This is a genomic window from Pseudomonas sp. Marseille-P9899, from assembly GCF_903166565.1.
In the GTDB taxonomy this organism is placed as follows: Bacteria; Pseudomonadota; Gammaproteobacteria; order Pseudomonadales; family Pseudomonadaceae; genus Aquipseudomonas; species Aquipseudomonas huaxiensis.
The window spans coordinates 221,079-247,069 of record NZ_CAESCG010000006.1 but is presented as its reverse complement, the minus strand read 5'-3'; the positions used below and the strand labels follow the sequence as shown (position 1 = coordinate 247,069).

The 25,991-nt window shown below is 64.4% G+C and carries 21 protein-coding genes and 1 pseudogene; 15 read left to right on the top strand and 7 right to left on the bottom strand.

Translation table 11 applies throughout. The features are described from left to right. Positions 1-258: 258 nt before the first annotated feature. The 3 genes and pseudogenes from mksF to mksB form a co-directional block, all read right to left on the bottom strand. The gene (gene mksF / locus HWV67_RS25470; RefSeq protein WP_175653269.1) at positions 259-3,090 is read right to left on the bottom strand and encodes an Mks condensin complex protein MksF; all 2,832 of its coding nucleotides are present in this window, start codon (positions 3,088-3,090) and stop codon (positions 259-261) included. Continuing rightward, positions 3,087-3,788 (bottom strand): Mks condensin complex protein MksE, encoded by a 702-nt coding sequence (gene mksE / locus HWV67_RS25465; protein ID WP_095158706.1) that lies wholly within the window; start codon positions 3,786-3,788, stop codon positions 3,087-3,089. Before mksE ends, mksF begins: the two co-directional genes overlap by 4 nt. Beyond that, a pseudogene (mksB, locus tag HWV67_RS25460) lies at positions 3,778-5,054 on the bottom strand (Mks condensin complex protein MksB). Before mksB ends, mksE begins: the two are co-directional and overlap by 11 nt. Before the next feature lie 176 nt (positions 5,055-5,230). On the opposite strand from mksB, the gene HWV67_RS25455 reads away from it, so the two are divergent. From HWV67_RS25455 to can, 3 genes are all read left to right on the top strand, one after another. After that, positions 5,231-6,031 carry an energy transducer TonB gene (locus HWV67_RS25455; protein ID WP_175653376.1) on the top strand — a complete coding sequence of 267 codons (801 nt, stop codon included), beginning with the start codon at positions 5,231-5,233 and terminating at the stop codon, positions 6,029-6,031. After that, a complete protein-coding gene (gene rimI, locus HWV67_RS25450; protein ID WP_095158704.1) occupies positions 6,024-6,476 on the top strand; it encodes a ribosomal protein S18-alanine N-acetyltransferase in 453 nt (150 codons plus the stop codon). The genes HWV67_RS25455 and rimI overlap by 8 nt, the downstream gene beginning before the upstream one ends. Positions 6,477-6,541: 65 nt before the next feature. After that, the gene (gene can / locus HWV67_RS25445; protein ID WP_095158703.1) at positions 6,542-7,180 is read left to right on the top strand and encodes a carbonate dehydratase; all 639 of its coding nucleotides are present in this window, start codon (positions 6,542-6,544) and stop codon (positions 7,178-7,180) included. 35 nt (positions 7,181-7,215) lie between these two features. Here the strand turns inward: can and HWV67_RS25440 are convergent, their stop codons facing one another. Next, a complete protein-coding gene (locus tag HWV67_RS25440; protein ID WP_175653268.1) occupies positions 7,216-8,367 on the bottom strand; it encodes a hypothetical protein in 1,152 nt (383 codons plus the stop codon). Positions 8,368-8,450: 83 nt separating this feature from the next. Between HWV67_RS25440 and HWV67_RS25435 the strand changes: the two genes are divergently transcribed. Continuing rightward, on the top strand, positions 8,451-9,044 hold the full coding sequence (locus HWV67_RS25435; protein WP_175653267.1) for a D-Ala-D-Ala carboxypeptidase family metallohydrolase: 594 nt from the start codon (positions 8,451-8,453) through the stop codon (positions 9,042-9,044). Here HWV67_RS25435 and HWV67_RS25430 read toward each other — a convergent pair. Next, the gene (locus HWV67_RS25430; RefSeq protein WP_175653266.1) at positions 8,992-9,327 is read right to left on the bottom strand and encodes a DUF2834 domain-containing protein; all 336 of its coding nucleotides are present in this window, start codon (positions 9,325-9,327) and stop codon (positions 8,992-8,994) included. The genes HWV67_RS25435 and HWV67_RS25430 overlap by 53 nt on opposite strands. Positions 9,328-9,371: 44 nt before the next feature. After that, positions 9,372-10,241: a LysR substrate-binding domain-containing protein gene (locus HWV67_RS25425; RefSeq protein WP_175653265.1), complete on the bottom strand. Its 870-nt coding sequence runs from the start codon at positions 10,239-10,241 to the stop codon at positions 9,372-9,374. Between the two features lie 130 nt (positions 10,242-10,371). On the opposite strand from HWV67_RS25425, the gene HWV67_RS25420 reads away from it, so the two are divergent. The 10 genes from HWV67_RS25420 (at position 10,372) to HWV67_RS25375 (ending at position 21,891) form a co-directional block, all read left to right on the top strand. Next, complete coding sequence (locus tag HWV67_RS25420) at positions 10,372-10,977, top strand: LysE family translocator (protein ID WP_175653264.1); 606 nt, start codon at positions 10,372-10,374, stop codon at positions 10,975-10,977. Between the two features lie 64 nt (positions 10,978-11,041). Further along, on the top strand, positions 11,042-11,554 hold the full coding sequence (locus HWV67_RS25415) for a sigma-70 family RNA polymerase sigma factor (protein ID WP_095158697.1): 513 nt from the start codon (positions 11,042-11,044) through the stop codon (positions 11,552-11,554). Beyond that, on the top strand, positions 11,551-12,498 hold the full coding sequence (locus tag HWV67_RS25410) for a FecR family protein (RefSeq protein WP_256680203.1): 948 nt from the start codon (positions 11,551-11,553) through the stop codon (positions 12,496-12,498). Before HWV67_RS25415 ends, HWV67_RS25410 begins: the two co-directional genes overlap by 4 nt. Positions 12,499-12,572: 74 nt before the next feature. Then, positions 12,573-15,056, top strand: a complete 2,484-nt coding sequence (locus HWV67_RS25405; RefSeq protein WP_175653262.1) for a TonB-dependent siderophore receptor — start codon at positions 12,573-12,575, stop codon at positions 15,054-15,056. A 156-nt stretch (positions 15,057-15,212) separates the two neighbouring features. After that, a complete protein-coding gene (locus HWV67_RS25400; protein WP_110970952.1) occupies positions 15,213-15,938 on the top strand; it encodes a response regulator transcription factor in 726 nt (241 codons plus the stop codon). Next, positions 15,935-17,272: a sensor histidine kinase gene (locus tag HWV67_RS25395; RefSeq protein WP_175653261.1), complete on the top strand. Its 1,338-nt coding sequence runs from the start codon at positions 15,935-15,937 to the stop codon at positions 17,270-17,272. The genes HWV67_RS25400 and HWV67_RS25395 overlap by 4 nt, the downstream gene beginning before the upstream one ends. Before the next feature lie 143 nt (positions 17,273-17,415). Then, positions 17,416-19,635, top strand: coding sequence for a TonB-dependent siderophore receptor (locus HWV67_RS25390; protein ID WP_175653260.1), 2,220 nt, complete (start codon positions 17,416-17,418; stop codon positions 19,633-19,635). A 39-nt stretch (positions 19,636-19,674) separates the two neighbouring features. Continuing rightward, positions 19,675-19,962 (top strand): DUF3649 domain-containing protein, encoded by a 288-nt coding sequence (locus HWV67_RS25385; protein WP_175653259.1) that lies wholly within the window; start codon positions 19,675-19,677, stop codon positions 19,960-19,962. Beyond that, the gene (locus HWV67_RS25380; protein WP_175653258.1) at positions 19,959-21,557 is read left to right on the top strand and encodes a PepSY-associated TM helix domain-containing protein; all 1,599 of its coding nucleotides are present in this window, start codon (positions 19,959-19,961) and stop codon (positions 21,555-21,557) included. The genes HWV67_RS25385 and HWV67_RS25380 overlap by 4 nt, the downstream gene beginning before the upstream one ends. A gap of 1 nt (position 21,558) precedes the next feature. Continuing rightward, positions 21,559-21,891, top strand: a complete 333-nt coding sequence (locus HWV67_RS25375; RefSeq protein WP_175653257.1) for a DUF3325 domain-containing protein — start codon at positions 21,559-21,561, stop codon at positions 21,889-21,891. A gap of 101 nt (positions 21,892-21,992) precedes the next feature. Here HWV67_RS25375 and HWV67_RS25370 read toward each other — a convergent pair whose 3' ends face one another. Further along, the gene (locus tag HWV67_RS25370; RefSeq protein WP_175653256.1) at positions 21,993-23,468 is read right to left on the bottom strand and encodes a methylenetetrahydrofolate reductase C-terminal domain-containing protein; all 1,476 of its coding nucleotides are present in this window, start codon (positions 23,466-23,468) and stop codon (positions 21,993-21,995) included. Positions 23,469-23,686: 218 nt separating this feature from the next. On the opposite strand from HWV67_RS25370, the gene metE reads away from it, so the two are divergent. Continuing rightward, entirely contained in the window at positions 23,687-25,984 is a 2,298-nt protein-coding gene (gene metE, locus HWV67_RS25365) for a 5-methyltetrahydropteroyltriglutamate--homocysteine S-methyltransferase (RefSeq protein WP_175653255.1), read from the top strand. Positions 25,985-25,991: the final 7 nt, after the last annotated feature.

Here is a 25,991-nt window from a genome sequence, read left to right as displayed (position 1 = left end):
GCCGCTTTGCGGCCCTTCGCGAGCAAGCTCGCTCCCACACGACCTTGCACCTTGGCAGGATCCTGTGGGAGCGAGCTTGCTCGCGAAGGGCTGCAGAGCAGCCCCAATATAGGCGCTGAAACGCTAACTGACTGGCATTGCCCTACAGGCTGCCGATCAGCGGGCAGCGACCCATCTCTGGCCAAGGAAGGATCGTGCCCGGCCGAACACCCGGGCATCCTGGCAGCCATGGGGCTCAATACAAGCCCCATGCTGTTCTCAGAGCGAAGCCTCTTCCTCTTCTTCCCGCACCTCCGCCTTCACCACATCCAGTCGGCTGATGTACTTCCAGTCCGACTCGTCGATGTAGATGCCGTTCGGCCCGCTACCGCCTTCAAGATCGATCGCCACGTGTGCCGACACCTGCGGCTTCACGCTCGCCAGGATCGGCACGAAGCCCAGTTGCAGGCTGGTTTCCAGCAGGGCGGCCTGGTTGCGTTCGTCGATGTCCGCGGCCTCATCGAGGTAGTACGGCAGGCGCACGCGGCCGGCGAGGTCGCGGTCCATCAGGTGCAGCAACAAGTACATGTTGGTCAGCGCCTTGATGGTCATCGTGGTGCCGTTGGAAGCGGCGCCGTCGATGTCGGTGTGGATGACCGGCTGGCCGTTGACCTTGGTGATTTCGAACGCAAGTTCGAACAGGTCCTTGAGGCCAAGCTGGTTGTGGTTCGCCGCAACCAGGCGGGCCAGATACTCCTTGGCTTCCTCGTTCTTGTTGTCCTGCTCGGCGCTCTGGCTCAGGTCGAACACCGACAGGGTCTCGCCTTCCTCGTACTGGCCGGCGCTGTGGATGATCTGGTCGATGTGCTTGAGGGCTTCCTTGTTCGGCGCGAGGACGATGCGGAAGCTCTGCAGGTTGGAGACCTGACGGCGGTTGATCTCGCGGTTGAACAGCGCCAGTTGGTGTTCGAGGCTGTCGTAGTCGCTGCGGATGTTGCGCAGGGTCCGGGCGATGTCGGTGACCGCGGCGCGGCGTGCCTTGCCCAGGGTCAGCGCTTCGTCGGTGCGGTGCGCGTAGGCGTTGATCAGCAGTTGCAGGCGGCGCTCCATGTCGTCTTCGCTGTCGAACTTGGCCACGCCCTTGAGGCGGACCTGGGCGTACAGCGCTTCGATCTGGTTGTCGACCCGCAGCAGGCCCTGCCAACTGTCCTGATAGTCGTTGAGCAGCGGCAGCAGGTTGTCCATCGAGTCGTCCACCGGCTCCATGAACGGCGTGCCGAAGGGCAGGTCTGACGGCAGCAGTTGGCGGCGGCGCAGGGCGTCGTCGAGGGTGCGCTGCTTGGCTTCCATGTCGGCGATCTGCCGTCCGACCAGTTGCAGCTTGGCGGACAGTTGCTGGACGCGTTCGGTAAAGGCGTCGCTGGAGCGCTTGAGTTCGTCCTGGGCGGCTTCCAGTTGCGCCAGTTGTTCCAGCTTGTCGCCTTCTTCGACGCTCAGGGTCTGGGTGCGGCGGAAGTCTTCGAGGGCTTTTTGCGCGTCCAGCACCTGTTGGTACAGGGCTTCGGTCTGGGTCTTGCTCGCGGCGCGGTCGGCGGTCACCGACTGCTGGGTCTTGAGCTGCTTGAGCTCTTTTTCCAGGCGCTCCTTCTGGTCGCGAAGCGCGGCGCGGTCGGCCAGGGCCTGCAGGGCCGGCGGCTCGATATGGGAGAGGTCGATGGACAGGCCAGGCACTTCGAAGCGCTCGCCCTTGAAGCTGTCCAGTACCGCTTCCAGTGACTTGACCCAGACGTCGCTGTCATCCAGTTCGATGCCGCGCTCGCCCAGCGGCAGGCTGAACAGCGCGCCGTTGAACAGGCGCATCAGGCGCTCGACGTCCTGTTGCGAGAACTCTTCGCGCAGGCGGGCGTAGCTGTTGTTGTCGGCGTGATCGAGTTGCTGCTTCACCGACTTCAGGCGTTTTTCCAGGTCCCGCAGACGCTCTTCGAGGTCTTCGGCGCTGAACTGACGGGATTGCGCCAGGGCGCCGGCCAGTTCGTCGTGGGCATCCTTGGCGGCCAGCAGTTGCTGTTCCAGCACCTTGACGTCGTCCACCAGGGCGAAGCGGTTCTTCAGCACCGACAACTCGCCGAGCCAGCGCTGAATGCCGCTGATTTCACGCTCCAGGCGCATCAGTTCCTGGGTGCCGTTGCGTTGGTCGTTCTGCAATGCGTCCTGTTCGCCACGGTAGTGTTCGGACTGGATGACCAGTTCTTCCTTGCGGGCACCGGAGTAGTCCTGCCAGGTGCCCAGCAGCGAATCGAGCAGCGGCGACAGGCGGTGCAGCTTGCCGCGCAGGATGTCGCGTTGCGCCACGCCGTTGGCCAGGGCCTCGACCAGCGGACCGGCGGCGACCAGCGAGTTGTAGTCCTGCTCCATGCGGCGGACGTCGCGGAAGGCTTCTTCGCACGCGGCGATGTAGTCGACGCTGCCGGAGCGCAGGCTGTGCTCGAAGGCGTCGAGGAACAGTTGCTTGAGCTTGGCCGCGGTGATTTCGCGCATGTGCAGCAGGTTGATGAACAGTGCGCGGAAGGTCTTCAGGCTCTGCTCGCTGGTGGAGCGCAGCGGGATCAGGGTCAGGTCCAGCGGAATCGAGGTGTGTCCGCCGACCAGCAGCCGACGCAGTTCGTCAGGCTTGAGTTCGTAGGCTTTCAGGCCGTTGCGCTCGAGGTTGGCGAACAGCTCTTTCTGGCGCAGGCAGGTGTCGTTGCGCTGGTAGTGGGCCAGGTCCAGCTCGCCGGCGTAGGCGAAGAACTGGTGGCCGAAGCCGCCGCCCGGGCCGCGGCCGACCACGCCGATCACGTGGGGGCCGTGGGGCAGGTTCACTTCGCAGAGGATGTAGCTGGTGTCGCTGGCAAAGTAGAAGCGCCGCGACTGCTCCAGGCTGTATTTGCCGAAGCTCATGTCCGACATGCGCGCCAGAATCGGGAATTGCAGGGCGTTGATCGAGGCACTCTTGCCCAGGTTGTTCGCGCCGTAGACCGACAGCGGGTGTTCCAGCGGGAACAGGCCGAGGCTGTAGCCGGCGGTGTTGAGCAATGCGAAGCGGCGGATGCCGTAGCGTTCCTGGCTCATGCGTCAATCTCCTGTTGCTCTTCGGCGATGGCCCGGGCCAGGGCGTCTTCTTCGCTTTCTTCGAACGGCGCCAGATCGAGCGGGTCGTCGGTGCTGTTGAGTTGTTCGGGGCTTTCTTCTTCCACCAGCACGGGCGTCGGCAGCGGCAGGTTGCTGTGCAGGCTGGCGGCCAGGTCGCGGTCCTGCTGGACCGACAGGCAGACATCAAGGAAGCGGTGCATCGGCGGCAGGAAGCGGTAGATGCCGTTTTCTTCGTGGGCGAAGCCGAGCTGGGTCATGCGGCGCATGATCTTTTCTTCCAGCTCGTCGGGGGTCTGCACTTCGGCCTGGAGGAACAGGTCGCGGTACTTGTCCAGCAGCGAGGGCAGTTCGTCGCGGCCGAGGCTGCCGCCGTCGAGCACCGACATCGGGTCGCGGCCCTGGTCGGCCAGGTGCTCCACCAGGATGAAGGTGAACAGCGACAGGCGCTGCGCGGTCTTGTTGACCTGCGCGGCGGCCAGTTCGGGGACGAAGTAGTAGAAGCCGCGGGTGTCGCAGACCAACTCGTAGCCCAGCGCCTTGAACAGGCCGCGGTACTGGTCCTGGAAGTTCGACAGCTGGGTGTACAACTCCGGGTCGCGCCGGCTGATGTGGAAGCCCTTGAACAGCTCGCGGAAGATCGGTGCGAGCTGGGACAGTTCGGAAAGATCAAGATGCATGGGTAGGGCTCGCTGTAGGCTCTGGCGAAGTTTCGCGGCTGGATGTCAGGGCGAAGGAGCGCAGGCTGACCAGGTGTTCGCGGGTGGTGTAGTCACGGCGGTCGAGGCGTTCGCGGGCGAAGCGTTTTTCCCGTGAGAGGCGCGAGAACCAGTAGAGCAGTTCGTCGGTGGCGCCTTCGGGTTCCTGCTCCAGCAGCCAGACCATCAGGTCCGGCAGCGGCAGGGCGTCTTCGCAGCGTTCGAGCATTTCCTTGACCGTGCGCGGGGCCCGGGTCGGCTCGCCCTTGTGGCTCTTGTGCGCCTTGGGGAACTGCGCCGGCTTGGCCTCGAAACGGGCCGGGCGTAGACGTAGGCCTCGACCTGGCTGGCGCTGCCGAGAAAGGTGCTCTGCGGCCGGGTGAACAGCGGCATGGCCGCCTGCGGCACGGCGTCGATGCCCTTGCGGCGGATCACCGACAGGGCCAGGGCGGCGCCGCGGGTCACGGCGTTGTGCCGGCGCGCTTCTTCGCGCAGCGGCAGCAGCAGTTCGCGGGCGTGGCGCAGGGTCAACTGGGCGCTGGTCTGCATTTCGAGGATGCGCGCGTGGGTGCGCAGCAGCATGTCGTCGTCCACCAGTTGCCCGAGCCGGGCCTGCTCGCTGAGCAGGCGCAGCAGCACGGTCTCGACCTTGCGCACGCCTTGTTCGAAGGCGCCGTCGGCGTTGACCAACTGGATCATCGGCTCGACGTACTCGTCCCAGGTCGCCAGTACCTCGGCGTAGCGCTGGCGCAGGGGAATCTGGCGGTCGCTGGTCTTGGCCCGCTCGGCCACCCCGACCAGCGCCTGCTCGTCGTTGTCGAGCTTCTTCAGGACATCGCGCACGCGCATGTCCAGCAGGCGCAACTGGCGGGCCAGGTCGTGGCCGTCGCGGATGTCGAAGGCGTCCTGGATATGCCCGGCCAGACGCTCGAGGTGGCGCAGGTAGGCTTCGATTTCCAGGCACAGGCCGAGGCGGTGTTCGCGGCGCAGGTAGGCGAGGAAGTCGTGGATCTGGGCGTTCAGCTCGAAGCGGTTGGGGCTTTTTGCCACCGGGACGAGGATGTCCAGGCGGATCCACACGTCGAGCAGGTTGGTGATGTCCTGGACCGTGCTTTCAAGCTGCTGGGCAGCCAGTTGCTGGCGCAATTCGCCCAGACTGAGGGTACCCCCGTCGAACCGCTCGCACAGCGGTTCCAACAGGTTCCAGTGTTCAGCCAGGGCGCGCAGGACGCGCTTGGGTTCGATCATTGGCGGTTCGACTCGCTGCCAAATAAAAGCGCCGATTGTACTGCATTGGGGGGGATTGGCTTCACCCTTGATCGTTTGCAGGGGGGGTCCGGCGTTTTTCCGCCGATCGACTGCGGCGCCCGGCGCGCAACGGCGTTAGAATGTGCGCCCTGACTTATCCACAGATGGCCGCCTCCTTGCTGACCGAGTCCCGCCGCCGCGCTTACCTGAACGCCATGCAAGTGGTGCACTGGCTGCCGCGTGCCGAACTGCCGTTCGCCGCGCCGTCGCGCCCGGAGCTGCTGTTGCCGCTCGAGCCGCTGGTCGAGGAATTGCCGCCGGAAGTGCCGGTCCGGGCAGCAGCCGCTGTCGCCCAGTCCGTTGTGAAGCCTGTGGTGAAGCCGGCAGAGCGGCCGAAAATCGAGATTCCCCGCCCGAGCGTCACCGCCAAGGCGCCCGTCAAACCGGTCGAGACGCCGGAAAATGCGCCCGCGCCGGTCAAAGCCGTGGCCGTGCCGCCGCCGCGTTTCGCCTTGCAGTTGCTGCGTGCCGGCAACTGCCTGCTGCTGGTCGAGCTGGCCACGGGCGAGGCCTTCCAGAGTCGCGATCCGTCCTACCTGCTGCTCAAAGACATGCTGCGTGCCGCCGGCCTTCCCGACAGCCCGCAGATCGTCGGCGAGCCGGTGCGCTGGCCGCTGCTGGTGCGCGGCAGCCTCGACCAGGGCCCGGATGCCGCGCGGGACTTCGTCCAGGGCTTCATTCAGGCCCGGCTTGAAGAGGTGCCGTGCGCCTGCCTGTGGTTGATCGGCCTGCCGGCCATCCGCTTTGCCGGCGAAGGCGACGAAACGTCCTATACCCGTGAATGGGCGGTGCAAGGCCTGGGCACTGCCTGGGGGCTGCCGTCCCTTGAATTGTTGATGGACGAGCCGCCGCGCAAGGCGGACGTCTGGAAAGCCATGCGCCGGCTGATGGCGCGCTGGAAACCGCACAATGAGTGACACCCTCAGCTTCCGTCGGATGACCGAGGCGGATCTGGATAGCGTACTGAAGATCGAATACGCCGCCTTCAGTCATCCCTGGACCCGCGGGATCTTCCTCGACGCGCTGAAAAGCTACGAAGTCTGGTTGATGTTCGAAGGCGAGCAGCAGGTCGGCCATGGTGTGATCAATGTGATCATCGACGAGGCGCACCTGCTCAACATCACCGTCAAGCCGGAGAGCCAGGGCCGCGGCCTGGGCCTGGCGCTGCTGGAACAGTTGATGAAGCGCGCCTATGAATCGAACGGTCGTGAGTGCTTCCTTGAAGTCCGCGCCAGCAACCAGTCGGCCTACCGCTTGTATGAGCGCTATGGTTTCAACGAAGTGGGTCGGCGCCGCGATTACTACCCGGCGCCGGGTGGCCGCGAAGATGCGCTGGTGATGGCCTGCACCCTCATCGAATAAAGGGCGCGTGACCCGCCCGGGTCGCGGCCTGTCATAACAGGGCATCCTTTCCGTGAGGCTTGAACATGCACGACCTGCAAGAACTGATCGATAACAACGCGCGTTGGGCGGACAGCATCACCCGGAAGGACCCTGATTTCTTCGCCAAGCTGGCGAACCAGCAGACGCCTGAATTCCTCTGGATCGGCTGCTCGGATGCGCGGGTGCCGGCCAACGAGATCGTCGGCATGCTGCCGGGCGACCTGTTCGTCCACCGCAACGTCGCCAACGTGGTGCTGCACACCGACCTGAACTGCCTGTCGGTGATCCAGTACGCGGTGGATGTGCTCAAGGTGCGGCACATTCTGGTGACCGGCCACTACGGTTGCGGCGGTGTGCGGGCGTCGATGCAGGACCGCCAGTTCGGCCTGATCGACGGCTGGCTGCGCTCGATCCGCGACCTGTATTACGAGCACCGCGTCGAGCTGTCGAAGCTGCCCACCGAGGAAGAGCAGGTGGACCGCCTGTGCGAGCTGAACGTGATCCAGCAAGTGGCCAACGTCGGCCATACCACCATCGTCCAGAACGCCTGGCATCGCGGCCAGGAGCTGTCGGTGCATGGCTGCATCTACGGCATCAAGGATGGTCGCTGGAAGAGTCTGGACGTGACCATCAGCGGGCTTGACCAGTTGCCGCCGCAGTATCGGTTGCGACCGCAGGAATAGAGTGTTTCGGGGCTGCTTTGCAGCCCCGATGGCTTTCAGATTTCTTCGACCGGCTTCTGCAGCTCGCGCAGCTTGCGCGTCACCGCGCCGGTATTGCACTTCGCGCTCGCCTGCTCTGGCGTCATCTCGCGGATAGTCCGGTAGAACAATTCACAGGTTTGCTTCTTCGCGGTCACTTGCCACTTCTGCGTGCAGGCGTTCAGTGTCGCCTGCGGGTCGGCTTTCGGGTTGCGGCCCACGCCGGCCTGCCAGCAGGCCGCGCTGAGGTCCTGGCCCATCATCTTCAGGCCTGCCGCATCGGCCTTGTCCTGATCACCACCGTTGTTGGCTGGGTCCGCCGCATACCAGATCGCACTCGGGTGGTTCGAGCCCAGCACCGGCACTTGCTGTCCGGGCGTCGGGCTGATGGTCACCAGGCCCAGCACTTTCAGGGTCGGGCCGTACTGCTGCTGGATCCAGGTGCGCACTGGCGAGCCGAAGGCCACCATCGGCAGCGAGGCACCGCTCTGGGTGCGGGTGACTTCCTTGACCATACGCACCTGATAATCCTGGAAGTAGCTGTAGACGCCTTCCAGGTCCTTGCCGGCGCTGGCCGGCGCGGCGATCGGGGCGATATCGACGATGGTCTGGTAGGCCGGGGTGTCGGTGGCGGGGATGCCGTTGAAGGTCAGCAGGTTGGCCCAGCGATCGGTGGTGTTGGAGCGCAGGTAGTCCTGGGCCTGGGTCAGCGAGTAATCCGGCGGGAAGTGCAGCAGCTCGATGCTGCGGCGGTTTTCCAAAGCCATGCCCAGCGGCAGGAACAGGTACCAGCTGTAAGCCCATTTACCATCGACATTGAGCTTTTTCGCACCGTTGTAGGCCAGCTCGCCGGTGTCGAGCAGGGCGGTCAGCGGCTTGCCGTAGTCCGCCGGGACGCCGCCGATATCGGCATGCAGTTTGTCATTGTCACGCAGCACCTTCACCGTCGCGGCCGGGTAGCCGTCGCGTTGCACGCTCTGGGTCAGGTAGTGCTCGACGGTCTTTTCCAGCGACCAGTCGCGAAAGCAGATCACGCTGCAGTTGTTGGGGTAGGCGAACAGCCGGGTCACGCGCTCCTGGCTGCCCAGCTCCACCCGGGTGTCGGCCGCTGCCTGGCTGGCAGCGGCGAGAGCGATCAGGCCTAAAGCGATCGGTGCAATCTTATGCATGCTTAACTCCTTGTCAGGTTTCTCCCTCCGATCGGGAGGATTGCCATACTGGGGGAGTTGCCGTGGCCATGGGAAGAGGGCGGATGAACGAATGGAAACGGGCGATTGCAGTCTTGTTGATCAGCACTGCGGCCCAGGCGGATGAGCGCGATCTCAGCCTGTTCGCCCAATGGACGGCAGACCATCAGACCCGGCCTTTCCGCGAAATGCTGGTGGATGCACGCCTGTACGGTGTGGTGCCGCTGTATCAATTGCTGCGCTCGGCCAGCGACTGGCGCCAGTGTCGCGCCGAGCCTTTCGCGGTGCCGCCCGTAGCGCAATGGCCGGATGTGCGCAGCACCTTGCGGGTGCTGGACCTGCTCAGTGATGAGCGGATTCTCGGACCTTATGAAGTGGTGTCGGCCTACCGTGACCCGGCACTCAACCGCTGCGCTGGTGGCGCGGTCGGCAGTGCCCACACCCGCGCCTTCGCCGTCGATCTGCTGCTGGCCAAAGGCAGCGACCCGCAACCGTTGTGCCGTTTCTGGCAGCGCTATGGCAAGGTCTGGAACATGGGCCTGGGGCGTTATCCGTCAGGGCGGATTCATATCGACACCGCCGGCTATCGCACCTGGGGCGGCGATTTCAGCCCGGATTCGTCGTTCTGTGTACGGTTGGCGAATGACGAAACCCGTTGATCACCAGATACAGCAGTGGACCGATGGACACGAACACCGCCGTCAGCAGGAAATACGGCAGCACGCTGAGCAGCGAGCGACCTTTGGCCCGCGCGTCCTGGGCCATCCAGGCGCAAGCGAGGCCGGCCATGATGTACAGGTCGATCACTACTTGCGCGGTGTCAGTGCTGGACATCAGTTGCAGACCGAACTGCAGCAGCGATTGTTCGGCGAGGCTCATGCTGTAGAGCGTGTAGCCGGTGAAAGCGAGGAGGGTGATCAGGGCCAGCCAGGGCTTATTCATCGTGCAGTCCTTGCGTCGGAAAATGCTGAGGGCCGAGTGTAACTTCACGCCGGTTTGCTGTGGGTCTGTTCAATCACCCAGTCGGCAAAGCGTCGGCATGTCTGCGATTCCTCCAAGGGCTGCGGGCACAGCAGCACATACGCCGAGCCGTCGCGTAGAAAACCGTGGGGCGCCTGCAACTGCCCGCTGGCGAGTTCATCGCCGACCATCATTCGCGACGCCATGGCCACGCCGAGGCCCGCCACCGCAGCCTGAATGCACAGATAGAAATGTTCGTAGTCGGCGCGGCTTTCGCTGTTGTCCGGCTGTCCGCTCAGGCGCAGCCAGGTGGCCCAGGCGCCAGGGCGAGTGGTGCTGTGCAGCAGGCGCTGGCCGGCGAATCCCTGCGCGGGCAACGAACGTGAAGGGCTGACCACCGGGCCGACCCACTCGTCGCAGACCTTGCGCACATGCAGCCCGTCTTCCCACTGAAAATCGTCGCGGCGCAGCGCCAGGTCGATGCCGCTGCGGGCGAAATCTACCGGGCCGCCAGCCGCCATCAGGTGCAACTGGATATCCGGGTGCGCGGCCTGGAACGCCGGCAGCCGCGGGATCAGCCATTTCATCGCCAGGGTCGGCTCGCAGGACAACACCAATACGTTTTCCCTGGCCTGTTGTTGCAGGCGGTAGACCGTGCCTTCGAGCTGTTCGAACACCGACTGGGTGGTTGCCAGCAAGGCGCGGCCCGCCGCGTTGAGGAAGATCGCGCGGTTGCGTCGCTCGAACAGTTCCACCCCAAGCGACGCTTCCAGCAAGCGCACCTGGCGACTGACCGCGCCATGGGTAACGTGCAACTGTTCGGCGGCGCGGACGAAGCTGCCAGTGCGCGCGGCAACGTCGAAATAGCGAAAAGCGGTAAGCGCGGGCAATTTCATATCTGTGAGGAAAACTAGCGGATTTGCCGCACTATAAATCGCTTTTTAAGCAATGGGCAGGCTTTCGATAATGTCGGCTCGCGCAGTCGATCTGCGCTATTTACTCGCCTATCCAGAAAGGAAACCTGTTGTGAACGAACTCATCGCCGTTGCCCTGTTCACCGTATTGGCGGTCATCAGCCCCGGGCCGGATTTCGCCATGGTCACCCGCGCCAGCTACGCCTTCGGCCGGCGCAGCGGCCTGCTCGCCGCGCTCGGCATCGCCTGTGGCGTGCAGGTGCATGTGCTGTACACCGTGCTCGGGGTGTCCGTGCTGGTGCAACATTCGCCGACGCTATTCCTGTTGATGAAAGTGCTCGGCGCCGGCTACTTGATCTACCTCGGCTACAGCTCGCTGGCCAACACCCGCCGCCTGTCACTGGATGGCGAAGCGCCCGCAGCCAGAGGCACCTTCGTCGCGGGTTTTCTCACCAACGCGCTCAATCCCAAAACGCTGCTGTTCGTGGTCAGCGCCTACACCCAGGTGGTCGGGCCGGGCAGTTCGCTGGCGCAGCAATTCGGCTACGGCCTGTTCATGTCCGTGGCCCACTGGTTGTGGTTCAGCCTGGTGGCGCTGGGCTTTTCCAGTGCGCCGCTGCGCCGGGTGATGATCGAGCGTCAACTGCTTGTGGACCGGGTAATCGGCATGGCGCTGCTCGGGCTCGGCGTGACGGTGCTGTTCGCCAGTGTGCGTTGAGCGGATTGCAACTTTCTGTGTCAGCGCCGTAAGATAGAATCATTCCCATTTAGTCCTGTGCCCCATGAAAGCCACTCCGCCAGCAGACAGTCTCGATGCGTTGTACAAGGGCTATCACGGCTGGCTGCTGAGCTGGCTTCGGCGGCGCCTGGATTGTCCGCACAATGCTGCGGACATGGCCCAGGACACCTTCATCCGTCTGCTGGGCGCTGGCGCCTATGTCACGCCGCGTGAACCGCGGGCGTTTCTCGCCACCGTGGCGCGGCGCCTGTTGGTGGACCGCAGTCGCCGGCACAAGCTCGAACAGGCTTACCGCGATGAGCTGGCGCGGCATGCCGAATTCATGGAGCAGGCACCGTCTGCGGAACAGGTGATGGCTGCGGTGCAGGCCCTGGAACATATCGCCCGGGCGCTGGAAAACATGTCGCCGCGCATGCGCCAGGTGTTCGTCCTGCGCCATCTGGATGGCTTGAGCCATGCGCAGATCGCCGAGCAATTGAACGTCTCGACCAAGACCGTGCAGAACGATCTGGTTCAGGCACTGCTGCAATGCCACGCCGCCGGCGGTGTGCTGTGAAGCTCCCGGCAGCGGTGCTGCGTCAGGCGGCCAAATGGCTGGTGCGCATGGACGACGAGCCGGATGCCGAGGCGCGGGAAGCCTTCCGCGTCTGGTTGACTGCCGATCCCACCCATCTCCAGGCCGTTCAAGCGCTACAAGGTAGTCTCGCGCCACTGCATGACCTGCCGAGCGCGCCGGTGCGCGCGGCGCTGGGCACCGTGGTTCCGCGTTCACGGGCGCGGCGCAGCCTCAAGGCGCTGGCTGTCGCGGCGCTGCTGGCGATCCCCGCCGGGCTGGCGCTGCAGCAATTTCCGCCGGCCTATCTGTTGGCCGATATCCGCACGGGCGTCGGCCAATGGAGCAGCCAGCAACTGCCCGACGGCAGCCGCATCCAGCTCGATGGCCGTTCGGCGGTGGACCTGCAATTCGATGGGCAGACCCGCACCCTGCGCCTGGTCAGCGGCGAAATCCTCGTCGATGTGGCCAAGGATGCCAGCCGGCCCTTCCTCGTTGTCACCGAACACGGCAGCGTGCGTGCCCTGGGCACGCGCTTTGTGGTGGAGCGCCTGGGTGATTCCACGCGGTTGGCGATGATCGAATCCAGCACCGAAGTGAAGAGCGCCGGCGACAGCGTCACCGTGCCGGCCGGCCAACAGGTGCAGTTCGACGGGCATGGCATCCAGCCGGCGCAACCGGTGGACGGTGTCGGGCTGGAGCAGGCGTGGAGCGCTCATCAACTGGTGATTCGCGAGCAGCCGCTGAACCAGGTGCTGGAGCGTCTGGCCCGTAATCACGGCGGTTACCTGAGCTATGACGCGAAGGCCCTGGCCGGCCTGAAAGTGTCCGCGGTGCTGCCCGCCGACGACAGCGAGCGCGCGTTGCGCTTGCTGGCGCGCAGCCTGCCGATCCAGGTCGAGCACTACACCCCGTGGCTGACCCGGGTGCGTCTCGAACAGAAATAGTTCTCAAACCTTTTTCCACTAATCGTTTGCCGTGCGTCCTTGTACTAGCCAACACCTAACGAGGACTACGCAAGATGTCTGTATCGCTACGCCCCCGCAACGCCAGCAGTGCCCTGGCGCTGGCCATCCACTTCGCCATCGTCGGCGCCCCTTTGTTCGCGACCTTGCCGGCTCAGGCCCAGCAACAAGTGCAGCGCTACGACATCCCGGCCGGCGCGCTGGGTGATGTGCTGAGCCGTTATGCCCGCGAATCCGGCGTGGCGATTTCCTTCAATGCCGAGCAGGTGGCGCGCAAGCGCAGCACCGGTCTGCAAGGCAGCTATGGCGTGCCGGAAGGCTTCGCCACACTGCTGCGCGGTCAGGGCCTGCAAGCCCAGTCCAGTCCGGACGGCTATGTGTTGATCGACGTTCCGCAGGTCAACGGCGCGCTGGAACTGGGCGCGACCAGTGTCACGGGTGTGGGGCTGGGGAGCACCACCGAAGGCACGGGTTCCTACACCACCGGTGCGACAAACACCGCCACCAAATTGAACATGAGCCTGCGCGAAACCCCGCAGTCGGTGAGCGTGCTGACCCGCCAGCGCATCGATGACCAGAACCTGCGCAGCATCGGCCAGGTGCTGGAACAGGCGCCGGGGCTCAATGTGCAGAGCCCGGGCAGCGACCGGCTCTACGTGTTCTCCCGTGGTCTGGCCATCGACAACTATCAGTTCGACGGCATGCCCACCACCTCCTTCGCCTTCAGCCAGGCGCTGCCCCATGCGCTGGCGGACATGGCGATTTACGACCGGGTCGAAGTGGTGCGCGGCGCCACCGGCCTGCTCTCTGGCGCGGGCGACCCATCCGGCACCGTCAACCTGGTGCGCAAGCGCCCCACCGACACCTTCAAGGGCTACGTCAGCGCCGGCCTCGGCTCCTGGGACCTGTACCGCACGGAAGTGGACGTCTCCGGTCCGCTGACCGACAGCGGTAACGTGCGTGGCCGGGCAGTGGCGGCGTATCAACAGGGCAACAGCTTCACCGACCACCTGCAGCAGGAAAAAACCATCCTCTACGGGATCACCGAATTCGATCTGAGCGACAGCACCCTGCTCACCGTCGGCGTGGACTATCTGGACAGCGACCCGCGCGGGTTCTCCACCACCGGGCTGCCGCTGCTCGACCGCTACGGCAACAAGCTGCGCACCTCGCGCTCCGACAACCCGGCCAGCCGCGACAGCAGCAACCATCAGGAAATCATCAACAGCTTCGCCTCCATCGAGCAGAAGCTGGCCAATGACTGGACCCTGAAACTGTCCACCAGCTACCTCTACGGCACCCGTGATTACGATTCGGTGATCGCCGGCACGTCTACCGGTTTCGTCGATCCGGCCACCGGCAGCGGCCTGAAATACACCGCCACCAAAGGCGAAAACTGGCAGAAGCAAAAAGGCCTCGACCTGATGCTCTCCGGCCCGTTCCAGGCCTTCGGCCGCGAGCATGAACTGGTCATGGGCTTCAACTACCAGGACTACGAAAACCGCCGCAACGGCTTCGGCCATCCCACCGCGTCCGGCGGCAGCAACAACCTCGTCAGTGGCCTGCCGGTGAATATCCGCACCTGGGACAACTACGGCCCGCGCCCGACCTACAGCATCAACCGCGAAGACGACAACCTGCAGCAGCGGCAGAACGGCGCCTACCTGGCGACCCGCCTCAAGCCCACCGACGACCTGTCGCTGGTGCTCGGTGCCCGGGTGAGCAACTACAAATATGGCGCCAGCTACCACTACAACGTGCCGTCGATGGTCTACCTGAACACCGACGATTCGGTGCGGGTCAGCGGCGAGGTCACGCCCTATGCCGGCGTCGTCTACGACCTCGACGACAACCACTCGCTGTACGCCAGCTACACCAGCATCTTCAAGCCACAAACCTACAAGGACCAGAGCGGCAAACTGCTCGACCCGCGCGAAGGCGACAACTACGAAATCGGCCTCAAGGGCGAGTACTTCGACGGTCGCCTGAACACCGCCATCGCGCTGTTCGAGGTGAAGCTGGAAAACGACAACGTGGCTGACGGCATCATCATCGGCACCGACTACGACACCGCCTACGCCGCGAAGAAAACCACCACCCGTGGTTTCGAAATGGAAGTCAGCGGCGAGATCCTTCCGGGCTGGAACGTCGATGCCAGCTACAGCCACTCGCGGGTCAAGGACAGCGAAGGCGAGCGGATCAAGACCATCATCCCGACGGACATCTTCAAGCTCTGGACCACCTACCGCCTGCCCGGCGCGCTGGAGCGCCTGACGGTCGGCGGCGGTGTGAACTGGCAGAGCAGCATCCACTTCACCTCCGAAAGCTGGATGTTGCCGTCGCCGTCGACCTACAAGCAGGACGACTACGCCACGGTCGGCCTGATGGCCCGCTACCAGCTCACCTCCCAATGGTCGGCGACCGCGACGGTCAACAACCTGTTCGACAAGAAGTACGTGAGTTCGCTGGATGAGAACTTCTATAGCGGGAGTTATGGGGAGCCGCGGAATGTGATGGTGACGACGAAGTGGGAGTTTTGAAGCGGTAGGGTTATCCCCCCTCATGCATTGAGGGGGGAGCCATTTTTGATTGGTTCTGGATCAGCGAATAAAAAATAGACATCACCCTGTGGGCATCTTCCCCTTCTTTAGTCAGAATACGCGACAAAGAAACATTCTCATTTGCAAGGTGCCCCCATGCAGCCCGCTGCTTCCCCACGCGCTCCGATCCGTATCCTCGCCATCGAGGACGACCCGGTGTTGTCCGCCCATATCGACAGTCACCTGGGCCAGCGCGGGTTTGCCGTGACGGTGCGGCATGACGCCAGTGATGTGGTCGAGCTGGTGCGCGACGGCGCCTATGACTTGGTGCTGCTGGATATCCTGTTGCCAGACAGCAATGGCCTGGAGATGCTCGCCGAATTGCGCCGCCGCCAGCGCGTGCCGGTGATCCTGATGTCGGCGCTGGGGGCCGAGCAGGACCGTATCGTCGGGTTCAGCCAGGGCGCCGACGACTACCTGCCCAAGCCGTTCAGCATGGGCGAGATGGATGTGCGCATCGACGCGATCCTGCGTCGCGTGGCCTACGAGCGGGCGGACCACAGCGGCCATGAGGCGTTGGGCCAGGCGCTTGACCTGACCTTCGATCCGCTGCGCAGCGATGTCTGCAACAACGGGGTCTGGGCGGACCTCACCAGCACCGAATACCGCATCCTCGAAACCCTGCTGCACTCGCCCAACGAGGTGCTGAGCAAGACCTTCCTTTACCAGCAGGCGCTGCACCGGGCCTATTCGATCCACGATCGCAGCTTGGACATGCACGTCAGCCATATCCGCCGCAAATTGCAGTCCATCGGCTACAGCGCCGGCCGGGTGGAGACGGTGCGCGGCGCCGGTTATGTGCTCAAACGTGTGACGCCATGACGTTGCCCAACCGCCATTCGCTGTTCTGGAAACTGGTGGGCGGCATCGTCCTGTTGAGCCTGTTGATCATCAGCCTGCATGTGGATGTCACTCAGCGCATCGAGACCTCGACCGCCACATTGCCCGAGCCGACCCGGCAGATTCTCGCCGACTACGCCCACGAGGCGGAGAGCGCCTGGACCGAAAACGGCACGCCCGGTGTGGATGCGTTTCTGGCGTCGTTGAGGGAGCGAGAAGGCGTCTGGGCGGCGGTGGTCGGGCAGCATGACCTGTCGCTGTCGTCGCGCCCGCTGCGCGGGCGCGAACGCAAGAAACTCAACTTCATGCGGCCGCTGGACTGGTCGGTGGGCCGGCCCGGTGGCACGCCGACCTTCTACATCCCGTTCAGCGACAGCGAAGCCCGGCTGGTGATGGACCTGCCGCCGCGGCTGGACCCGCGCAAGTACAACCACCTGTGGCGACTGTTGCTGGAGCGGCTGCTGCCGGCCTGCCTGGCGCTGGGGCTGGGCGTGTTGCTGTACCGCACGGTGATCGCGCCGATGGTGATTCTGCGACGCCAGGCCAACGCCCTGAGTGCCGGCAATCTCTCGGCCCGGGTCGGCACGCAACTCACGCGCCGGCGTGATGAATTGGGCGAGCTGGCGCGGGCCTTCGACCACATGGCCGGGCGTCTGGAAAACACCGTCGGCTTCCAGCGCCAGTTGCTCCGCGACCTGTCCCACGAACTGCGCACACCCTTGAGCCGCCTGCGCGTCACCGGCGAGCGCGAGCAGGACACCGCCGCGCTGCGTCAGCGTCTGGAGCGGGAAGTGCAGAGCATGGAGCGGCTGATCAACGACACCCTGGAGTTGGTCTGGCTCGACACCGAACGCCCGCTGCTGCCGCTGGAACCGGTGGATATCGGGCGCTTGTGGGAGGTGCTGTGCGAAGACGTCTGCTACGAAAGCGGCTGGCCCGCCGAGCAGTTGCACAACGATCTGCCCGCCGGCTGTACCGTGCTCGGCAACCTCAACAGCCTGGCCCAGGCGATGGAAAACATCCTGCGCAATGCGGTGCGCCATTCGCCGCCAGGCGGGATCGTGCGCCTGGGCGGCAACAGCGATGGCGATGACTGGCACCTGTGGATCGAAGACCAGGGCCCGGGTGTGGCGCCGGCCAAGCTGGAAAGCATTTTCCAGCCTTTCACCCGGCTCAACGCCGCGCGTCCGGGCGGCGATGGTTTCGGCCTGGGACTGTCGATCGCGCGCAGTGTGGTGCAGTTGCAGGGCGGTGAAGTCTGGGCGCAAAACCGCACGCCAGGGCTGCGCGTCAACCTCAGGCTGAGAAGTGTATGAAATGTAAAAAAGATTTACTCTCATTTACGAATCTATAGCATTCGCGCTCGTCCCAGGCAGACCTGGGGCGAGTCGGATGTCGCCGTTTTTCCATTCCTCTCGCTCCTTTTCTGCATGCCCTCATTGCGAAAGGAGCGTCGTCGATGCAACCCCGATTCAAGCTCAACACCCTCTGCCTGGCCCTGTTGGCCGCATCCCCTTCGACCCTGCTGGCCGCCACCGACGCGCAGACCGCAGAGACGCTGGAGCTGGGCGACACCCACGTGGTGGCCACCGCCGCGGAAGAGCTGAAGCAGGCGCCCGGCGTCTCTCTGATTACCGCTGAAGACATCAAGAAGCGTCCGCCGGTCAACGACCTGTCCGAGATCGTCCGCAAGATGCCTGGCGTCAATCTCACCGGCAACAGCGCCAGCGGCACCCGTGGCAACAACCGGCAGATCGACCTGCGCGGCATGGGCCCGGAAAACACCCTGATCCTGATCGACGGCAAGCCGGTCACCTCGCGCAACTCGGTGCGCTACACCCGCTCCGGCGAGCGCGACACCCGTGGCGACAGCAACTGGGTGCCGGCCAACGAAGTCGAGAGCATTGAAGTCCTGCGCGGCCCGGCCGCGGCGCGCTACGGTTCTGGCTCCATGGGCGGCGTGGTCAACATCATCACCAAACGCCCGACCCAGGCCCTGACCGGCAGCATCTCGGCCTTCACCAACCTGCCCGAAGACGATGCCGAAGGCGTGACCAAGCGCACCACCTTCAGCCTCGCCGGCCCGCTGACCGACTCGCTGACCTTCCGTGTCTACGGCAACCTGAACAAGACCGATGCCGACGACGCCGACATCAACCAGGCTCACACCGACACCGCTTCCGGCGCGTCCCTCGCCGCAGGCCGCGAAGGCGTGCGCAACAAGGACGTCAACGCGCTGCTGAGCTGGGCGCTGGACAACCAGCAGACCATCGATTTCGAAACCGGCTTCAGCCGCCAGGGCAACATCTACACCGGCGACGTCGGCACCGGCGGCACTGATTCGCTGACCCCGGGCAGCACCGTCAACCAGTGGCTCGGTCGCGAAACCAACACGATGTACCGGCAGAACTTCTCCGTCACCCACCGTGGCGACTGGGAATTCGGCACCTCGCGTCTGCTCGCGCAGTACGAGAAGACCCGCAACGACCGGCTGCTGGAAGGCCAGACCGGCTCGGTCGACGGCGATATCAGCGGCAACGACAAGTCCCTGAGCACCTACGACAGCTACCTGGTCCAGGGCCAACTGGACATCCCGCTGCAAGTGCTGGTGGCACAGACCCTGACCCTCGGCGCCGAGTGGAATTATCAGGAACTGGATGACCCGAGCACCATGGACCGCGCCATCGGCACCACCTTGCCGAACTCCGCTGCGGGCGCGCGGGCTACCGACATGGATTCCACCATCATGGCGGTGTATGCCGAAGACAACATCGAGCTGACGCCCAACTGGTACCTGACGCCGGGCCTGCGCCTGGACCACCACGATCAGTTCGGCGCCAACTGGAGCCCGAGCCTGAACACCTCGTACAAGCTCACCGACGACATCACCCTCAAGGGCGGTGTCGCCCGGGCCTTCAAGGCGCCGAACCTGTACCAGTCCAACCCCAACTACCTGTACCGCAGCAACGGCAACGGCTGTGCGCCGAGCCTGAGTTCGACGGGCTGCTACGTGCTGGGCAACGCCAACCTCGACCCGGAAATCAGCATCAACAAAGAGCTGGGCATCAGCTTTGCCCGCGATGGCTGGAGCGCCGGCCTGACCTACTTCCGCAACGATTACGAGAACAAGATCGTCTCGTCAAACGACCTCGCCGGGCGCACCTCGGCCAACGAAGCGATCCTGCGCTGGGACAACGCCAAGGACGCCGTGGTCAAGGGCTGGGAAGGCAACATCGGCGTGCCGCTGCTGGGCGAGGCCGGCGAGATCCTGAGCTGGAACAGCAACTTCACCTACATGGATTCCAACGAAGACAGCGACGGCAACCCGCTGTCGGTGGTGCCGGAATACACCGTCAACACCATGCTCGACTGGCAGGTGACCCAGGCCCTGGCGCTGAGCCTGACCGGCACCTACTACGGCAAGCAGGAGCCGCGCCGCTTCAACCCGACCCGCGACGTCGACGTCACCGCGCAGAACGAGCTGAAGACCCTCGATCCGTACCATGTCTGGGGGGTTGGCGGCACGTATGAAGTGAACAAGAACCTGTCGTTCGGTGCCGGCATCAACAACCTGTTCGACAAGCGCGTGTACCGCGAAGGCGCCGGCACCAGCTCGGGTGCGAGCACGTACAACGAACCGGGTCGTGCGTTCTATGCGTCGGTGACGACCAGCTTCTGATCAGAGACCTTCAAGGCCAGCGGGAAACATGAGCCCCCCATGAAAACAACAACCTTCTCCTGGCCCATGCTCTCCCGCATCGTCGCCGCGATTCTGGGCGGTTACGCCTTCACCTATGCCTTCACCGCCGCCCTGGCCCGGCTGTTGCCGCTGGACAAGGTCGACGCCCTGATCAGCGCCAGCCTGCTGTCCTTCGCCGTCTACACCGGCGTCATCCTCTGGGCCTTCGCCTGCCGCAGCGCTGCCCGCGCCTGGGCCGGGCTGGCGCTGGCAGTGCCGTTGGCGGTGATCGGTTTCTGGCCGCAACTGATGGAGGCCCTGGGATGAAACCGAAGACCATCACCCAATCGCTCTCGTGGATGCACACCTGGAGCGGGCTGATCTTTGGCTGGGTCCTGTTCGCGATTTTCCTGACCGGCACCCTCGCGGTGTTCGACAAGGAAATCGACGGCTGGATGCGCCCGGAAATCCCGGCCCACAACCTGAGCCAGGACGAGGCCGTACAGCGCGGACTGGATTACCTGCAAAGCAATCACCCCGGCGCCAGCGCCTGGAATATCGGCCTGCCCGGCGAGCGTTCGCCGAACCTCACCGTTTCCGCCGGCGAGCAGCGTCGTGGCGGCGGCACCGCGCTTGATCCGCACACCGGCGAGCCGCTGGATGTGCGCGAAACCGCGGGCGGCGGCTTCTTCTTCCGCTTCCACTTCACCCTCAACCTGCCGCGCAACATCGGCATCTGGGTGGTCGGGCTGGCGGCCATGGCGATGCTTGCGGCGCTGATCAGCGGCATCGTTATCCACAAGAAATTCTTCAAGGAGTTCTTCACCTTCCGCCCGGCCAAGGGCCAGCGCTCCTGGCTCGACGCGCACAACGCCACGGCGGTGCTGGTGTTGCCCTTCCACCTGATGATCACCTACACCGGGCTGGTGATTTTCTACCTGATCTATATGCCGGCGGCGTCCGACGCGCTGTTCGATGGCGATCGCGATGCGTTGAACCGGGCCCTGCGCGGCATGCCGGCCGCGCAACATGCGGCACCACCAAACGCTGCTCAGCAGGAGCAGCCGCGTGGCGAACATGCGGGTGGCGGACGCGGTGGCGAGGCGGGCAGGGCCCGTGGTGAAGCGGCGTCACTGACCCCCTTGGCGCCGCTGCTCGCCGAGGCGGAAAAAGCCATGGGCCCGTTGTCCGGGTTGTCGATCCAGAACCCCGGCCGTAGCGATGCGCGCATTGAAGTGCGGCCGATCCTCGGCAACCGTATCGAGCTGACCAAGGGCCAGAGCATGGTCTTCGACGGCGTCAGCGGCAAAGTGCTGCGCCCGCCCGCCGAGAGCCGCCCGAGTCTGCTGACCCAGCGCGTGATGTCCGGCATGCACTTCGCCCAGTTCGGCGGTTACCCGATGCGCTGGCTGTACTTCCTTTGCGGCCTGGCGAGCTGCGCGATGATCGCCACCGGACTGGTGCTGTTCACCGTCAAGCGCCGCCGCCGACACGACAGCGAAGGCGCCCTCGGCGCGCTGCTCTATCACGTTGCCGAGCGACTCAACGTCGCCGTGGTGGCCGGCCTGTCGCTGGCCTGCATCGGCCTGCTCTGGGCCAACCGCCTGCTGCCGGTGGAACTGGCGCAGCGCGGCGGCTGGGAGGTGCGGGTGTTCTTCCTGATCTGGCTGGCGACCCTCGGCCACGCCATCGTCCGGCCATGGCTGCGTGCCTGGCAGGAACAACTCGGCCTGGCGGCGCTGCTGTGCCTGACCCTGCCGTTGCTGAACTTCCACACCGTCAACCGTGGCGACTTCATCCTCCTGGAAATCACCACCGTACTGATCGGTGCCTTGCTCGGCGGGTGCTGCTGGAAACTCGGCCAGCCGCCCAAGGAACGCCCCGCTCGACGCGCCGCGAGCGCCAGCCTGGAGGTGAATTGAGATGAGCATCGCGTTATCCACAGGCGGGTTGCTGGCCTATAGCGGCATGTTGGGTTTGTGCCTGGGGCTGGAGCGGCACTTCAAGCAGGTCTGGCAGCGCGTTCCTTCGCTGATGCTGCGCCGTGTGCTGCGGGTTGGCGGCTGGCTGGCGCTGTTGGCCAGCTTCGCCGCGAGTGTCGCGGCCTGGGGCTGGGCAATGGGACCGATTGGCTGGTTCGGGCTGATTTCGTTGGCAGGCCTGGCGCTGGTGCTGTTGTTGCCGTATCGGGCGCGGACGGCGGTGTGGTTGGCTGTTGCGGGGTGGCCGTTGTTGGGTGTTGTGGCGCTCGTCTAACGAAGCATTTTCTAATGATCAGAAACCTAGTCAGAAAGCCGTTTTTATCGACTCTTTGACTAGGTTTCTGGTCATTAGAACCTGCTGGCTGACCACCCTGATCACGGCGCCATTGTCGTCACAGATTCCCGAGAAGGCACTGGCGGAGTCTGCACCTCGAACCACTGCGGCCACGAACTCTGATGCCGGCCACCCACTTCCACGCAGGGAATCAGCCGCTCGCTCAATACCGCCGTCTGCCCGACGGCTTTGGCGATGCGATACTTGATGCTGTGAATGCACTCCCGGTCGCCAAACTCGCAACGGTTCAGTTGGGTGCCGCCGCAGGGCCCATTGGCCAGGCCTTTCGGGCAGGTTTCCGGGCAGGTGTAGAGGGTGTCTTCAAGGCGGCAGCGGCCGCAGGTGTCGCATCCCACCAAGGGCCTTTTCAGGCTGCGTTCGATGCGGTGCAGCCAGCGTGCTCCCGTGGCTGTTGACCACAGCGGTCGCTGCACCGCCCAGCCGAAGGCGCGGCTCAGCAGGGTGGTGCGGCTGAACAGTTGCGCGTGAAAACCGGACAGCAAGTGATAGCGAAGCTTTTCCGTGGGCGAGGCGCTGACCCGCGATTCGCCCGCGCGCCAGTCCATGTTTGGCGGATGGAACGTCACAGGCGGTACGCCCGGCATTTGCCAACTGGCGGCCCAGGCCTGCGCCCATTGCTCCGAAGTGTGGACCTTCGCTTCCCAGTGATCGAGCGCCTGTTCCAGCGCCTGCAACTGCCGCTCTTCATGGATGCCGGAGAGGTGGATACCCGCATAGCCGATCAATCGCAGCCCGATGATCTGCAGCGCCAGCCGCTCGACGCTGCGGGCCTGGGCATGGTCTTTCGAGACGGCTTCTTCCGCCGCCATCAGCGCGTGCATCGATGGCGAAACGGTGACCCCGGCGACCTGTTCGAGCATGCTCGCCCGCCCGCGGGTGAGGCTCATGATGCAGGCCAGCAGCGGTTTCGGTGAGGGTTGTCGGCTCATCCAGTCGAAGGCTTCGCGGAACTTGTCCATGTCGAAACCCAGTTGCAGGGTCATGAAGTCCGCGCCTGCGGCCAGCTTCTTTTCGGCCTTGAAATACTGCGCGCCGCCTTCTTCCTCGCGGTACTTGAACGGGTTCAGGGCGGCGCCGAGCAGCCAGTCCGGCCGCGCCTGGCGAACGATCTGCAACGCCGGTACCGATTCCAGGTAACGCACCGGCTGCTGGCCGGGTTCGTGGCCCGGCAGGCGGTCGCCGGTGAGCATCAGCAACTGGTCGAGGCCGAGGGCGTCCATCCGTTCCAGTTGCGCCAGCAGGTCCTGGCGCTCGCGGTTCTTGCCGGAGAAGTGCAGCAGCGCGGGGACGGGCCGGGTGAGGGTGGTGAAGGCTTCTTCGGGCGACAGGTCGAAGGCGCTGCCCACGCGATCGCCGATGGCCGCGATCATCGGCCAGCCGCGGAACTCGCTACGCGCCATCACCTGTTCGAACGCGGCAAAACGCTGCGGCTTGGGCACGAACTCCATGACGCACACGAACTGCTTTTGCCGTAGCGCCTGTTTCAACACATTCATGATTTCTCGTTACCCGCGCGGGCTGACCGTGCGGCCATTCTGGGCCATGTTGGCGGCGAGCCCATGCCCGAGACCGTACGAAACTGATTTGAAAAAGACATCCCCGGAAAAACAGAACATGAGTAGATCTCTAGATCATCGTTAAGAAAATGAGTTTGTCTCATTTAATGCGAGTCCCGACAATTCCCTCATTCATTTTTAGGGTGAGGGAACTACACATGGCTTTGGCACATAACCTGGGCTTTCCACGCATCGGACGCGACCGTGAACTGAAAAAGGCACAGGAAGCCTTCTGGAAAGGCGAACTGGATGAAGCCGGTCTGCGCGCCGTTGGCCGCGATCTGCGCGCCAGCCATTGGCAGGCACAGAAAGACGCCGGTATCGAGCTGCTGCCGGTCGGCGACTTCGCCTGGTACGACCAGGTGCTGACCCACTCGCTGACCTTCGGCGTGATCCCCGAGCGCTTCCGCAGCCATGGCGATGCCAAGCCGACCCTGCAGACCCTGTTCGCCATGGCCCGTGGCGTCAGTGGCGGCTGCTGCGGCGGCGCCCATGCCCAGGAAATGACCAAGTGGTTCGACACCAACTACCACTACCTGGTGCCTGAGTTCAGCGGCGACCAGCAGTTCGAACTGAGCTGGGAGCAACTGTTCGACGAAGTCGAAGAAGCCAAGGCCCTTGGCCATGCGGTCAAGCCGGTGGTGATCGGTCCGCTGACTTACCTGTGGCTGGGCAAGACCAAGGGCGTCGAGTTCGACAAGCTCGACCTGGTCGATCGCCTGCTGCCGCTGTACGACCAGATTTTCAATCGCCTGGCCGAACAGGGCGTGGAGTGGGTGCAGATCGATGAGCCGATTCTGGTCCTCGATCTGCCACAGGATTGGAAGAATGCCTACGAGCGCGTTTACAACATCCTGCAACGGGCGCCGCTGAAGAAGATGATCGCCACCTACTTCGGCGGCCTGGAAGACAACCTCGGCCTGGCTGCCAACCTGCCGGTGGAGGGTTTGCACATCGACCTGGTCCGCGCGCCGGAGCAGTACCCGACCATCCTCGACCGTCTGCCGGCCTACAAAGTGCTGTCCCTGGGCGTGGTCAACGGCCGCAACGTTTGGCGCTGCGACCTGGAAAAAGCGCTGGACGTCCTGCGTCACGCCGCGGCCCGCTTGGGTGACCGCCTCTGGGTCGCGCCGTCCTGCTCGCTGCTGCACAGCCCGGTGGATCTTGACCGTGAAGACAAGCTGGATGCCGAGCTGAAAAGCTGGCTGGCCTTCGCCGTGCAGAAATGCCAGGAAGTCGCCGTGCTGACCAAGGCCGTCAACGAGCCGGAAGCCGCTGATGTGATCGCCGCCCTGGCACAGAGTCACGCCGTGCAGGCCAGCCGCGCCGCCTCGCCGCGTATTCACAAGCCGGCGGTACAGGCGCGTCTGGCAGCGATCAAGCCGGCTGACAGCCAGCGCCTTTCCGCCTTCGAGCAGCGCATCGCCAAGCAACGTGCCGGCCTCGATCTGCCCGCGTTCCCGACCACCACTATCGGCTCTTTCCCGCAGACCTCGGCGATCCGTCTGGCGCGTCAGTCCTTCAAGCAGGGCAAGCTGACCGAGTCCGATTACGTCGAAGCGATGCAGAGCGAGATCCGCCACGCCGTGCAGATCCAGGAACAACTGGGCCTCGACGTGCTGGTGCACGGTGAGGCCGAGCGCAACGACATGGTCGAGTACTTTGCCGAGCAGATCGACGGTTATGTCTTCACCCGCTTTGGCTGGGTGCAGAGCTATGGTTCGCGCTGCGTGAAACCGGCGGTGATCTTCGGTGACTTGAGCCGGCCGAAAGCCATGACCGTCGAGTGGATCCGCTACGCTCAGGGCCTGACCGACAAAGTGATGAAGGGCATGCTGACCGGCCCGGTGACCATGCTGATGTGGTCGTTCCCGCGGGAAGACGTGAGCCGGGAAGTCCAGGCGCGGCAGTTGGCGCTGGCGATCCGCGACGAAGTGCTGGACCTGGAAGCCGCCGGCATCAAGATCGTGCAGATCGACGAAGCTGCCTTCCGCGAAGGCCTGCCGCTGCGCCAGAGCGCGTGGGGGCACTACCTTGAGTGGGCGACCGAAGCCTTCCGCCTGTGCGCCTCCGGTGTGCGTGACGAAACCCAGATCCACACCCACATGTGCTACAGCGAGTTCAACGATGTGATCGAATCGATCGCCGCGATGGACGCCGATGTCATCACCATCGAGACCTCGCGTTCGGACATGGAATTGCTGGAAGCCTTCGAGAAGTTCGACTACCCGAACGAGATCGGCCCGGGCGTCTACGACATCCATTCGCCGCGCGTGCCGGCCAAGGAAGAGATCGTCAAACTGCTGCGCAAGGCGGCGAAGCGGATTCCGGCGCAGCGGCTGTGGGTCAACCCGGACTGCGGGCTGAAGACGCGGGGCTGGCCAGAGACCGAGGCAGCGCTGGTGAACATGGTGGCGGCGGCGCGGGAGTTGCGCGGGGATAAGTCGCTGGTCTGATTTGTCT

Excerpts from the sequence above, each read along its gene's own strand:
- mksF (WP_175653269.1), bottom strand. The coding sequence starts at position 3,090 with ATGAGCCAGGAACGCTACGGCATCCGCCGCTTCGCATTGCTCAACACC.
- mksE (WP_095158706.1), bottom strand. The coding sequence starts at position 3,788 with ATGCATCTTGATCTTTCCGAACTGTCCCAGCTCGCACCGATCTTCCGC.
- rimI (WP_095158704.1), top strand. The coding sequence starts at position 6,024 with ATGAGTGACACCCTCAGCTTCCGTCGGATGACCGAGGCGGATCTGGAT.
- can (WP_095158703.1), top strand. The coding sequence starts at position 6,542 with ATGCACGACCTGCAAGAACTGATCGATAACAACGCGCGTTGGGCGGAC.
- HWV67_RS25440 (WP_175653268.1), bottom strand. The coding sequence starts at position 8,367 with ATGCATAAGATTGCACCGATCGCTTTAGGCCTGATCGCTCTCGCCGCT.
- HWV67_RS25435 (WP_175653267.1), top strand. The coding sequence starts at position 8,451 with ATGAACGAATGGAAACGGGCGATTGCAGTCTTGTTGATCAGCACTGCG.
- HWV67_RS25430 (WP_175653266.1), bottom strand. The coding sequence starts at position 9,327 with ATGAATAAGCCCTGGCTGGCCCTGATCACCCTCCTCGCTTTCACCGGC.
- HWV67_RS25425 (WP_175653265.1), bottom strand. The coding sequence starts at position 10,241 with ATGAAATTGCCCGCGCTTACCGCTTTTCGCTATTTCGACGTTGCCGCG.
- HWV67_RS25415 (WP_095158697.1), top strand. The coding sequence starts at position 11,042 with ATGAAAGCCACTCCGCCAGCAGACAGTCTCGATGCGTTGTACAAGGGC.
- HWV67_RS25405 (WP_175653262.1), top strand. The coding sequence starts at position 12,573 with ATGTCTGTATCGCTACGCCCCCGCAACGCCAGCAGTGCCCTGGCGCTG.
- HWV67_RS25400 (WP_110970952.1), top strand. The coding sequence starts at position 15,213 with ATGCAGCCCGCTGCTTCCCCACGCGCTCCGATCCGTATCCTCGCCATC.
- HWV67_RS25395 (WP_175653261.1), top strand. The coding sequence starts at position 15,935 with ATGACGTTGCCCAACCGCCATTCGCTGTTCTGGAAACTGGTGGGCGGC.
- HWV67_RS25390 (WP_175653260.1), top strand. The coding sequence starts at position 17,416 with ATGCAACCCCGATTCAAGCTCAACACCCTCTGCCTGGCCCTGTTGGCC.
- HWV67_RS25385 (WP_175653259.1), top strand. The coding sequence starts at position 19,675 with ATGAAAACAACAACCTTCTCCTGGCCCATGCTCTCCCGCATCGTCGCC.
- HWV67_RS25380 (WP_175653258.1), top strand. The coding sequence starts at position 19,959 with ATGAAACCGAAGACCATCACCCAATCGCTCTCGTGGATGCACACCTGG.
- HWV67_RS25375 (WP_175653257.1), top strand. The coding sequence starts at position 21,559 with ATGAGCATCGCGTTATCCACAGGCGGGTTGCTGGCCTATAGCGGCATG.
- HWV67_RS25370 (WP_175653256.1), bottom strand. The coding sequence starts at position 23,468 with ATGAATGTGTTGAAACAGGCGCTACGGCAAAAGCAGTTCGTGTGCGTC.
- metE (WP_175653255.1), top strand. The coding sequence starts at position 23,687 with ATGGCTTTGGCACATAACCTGGGCTTTCCACGCATCGGACGCGACCGT.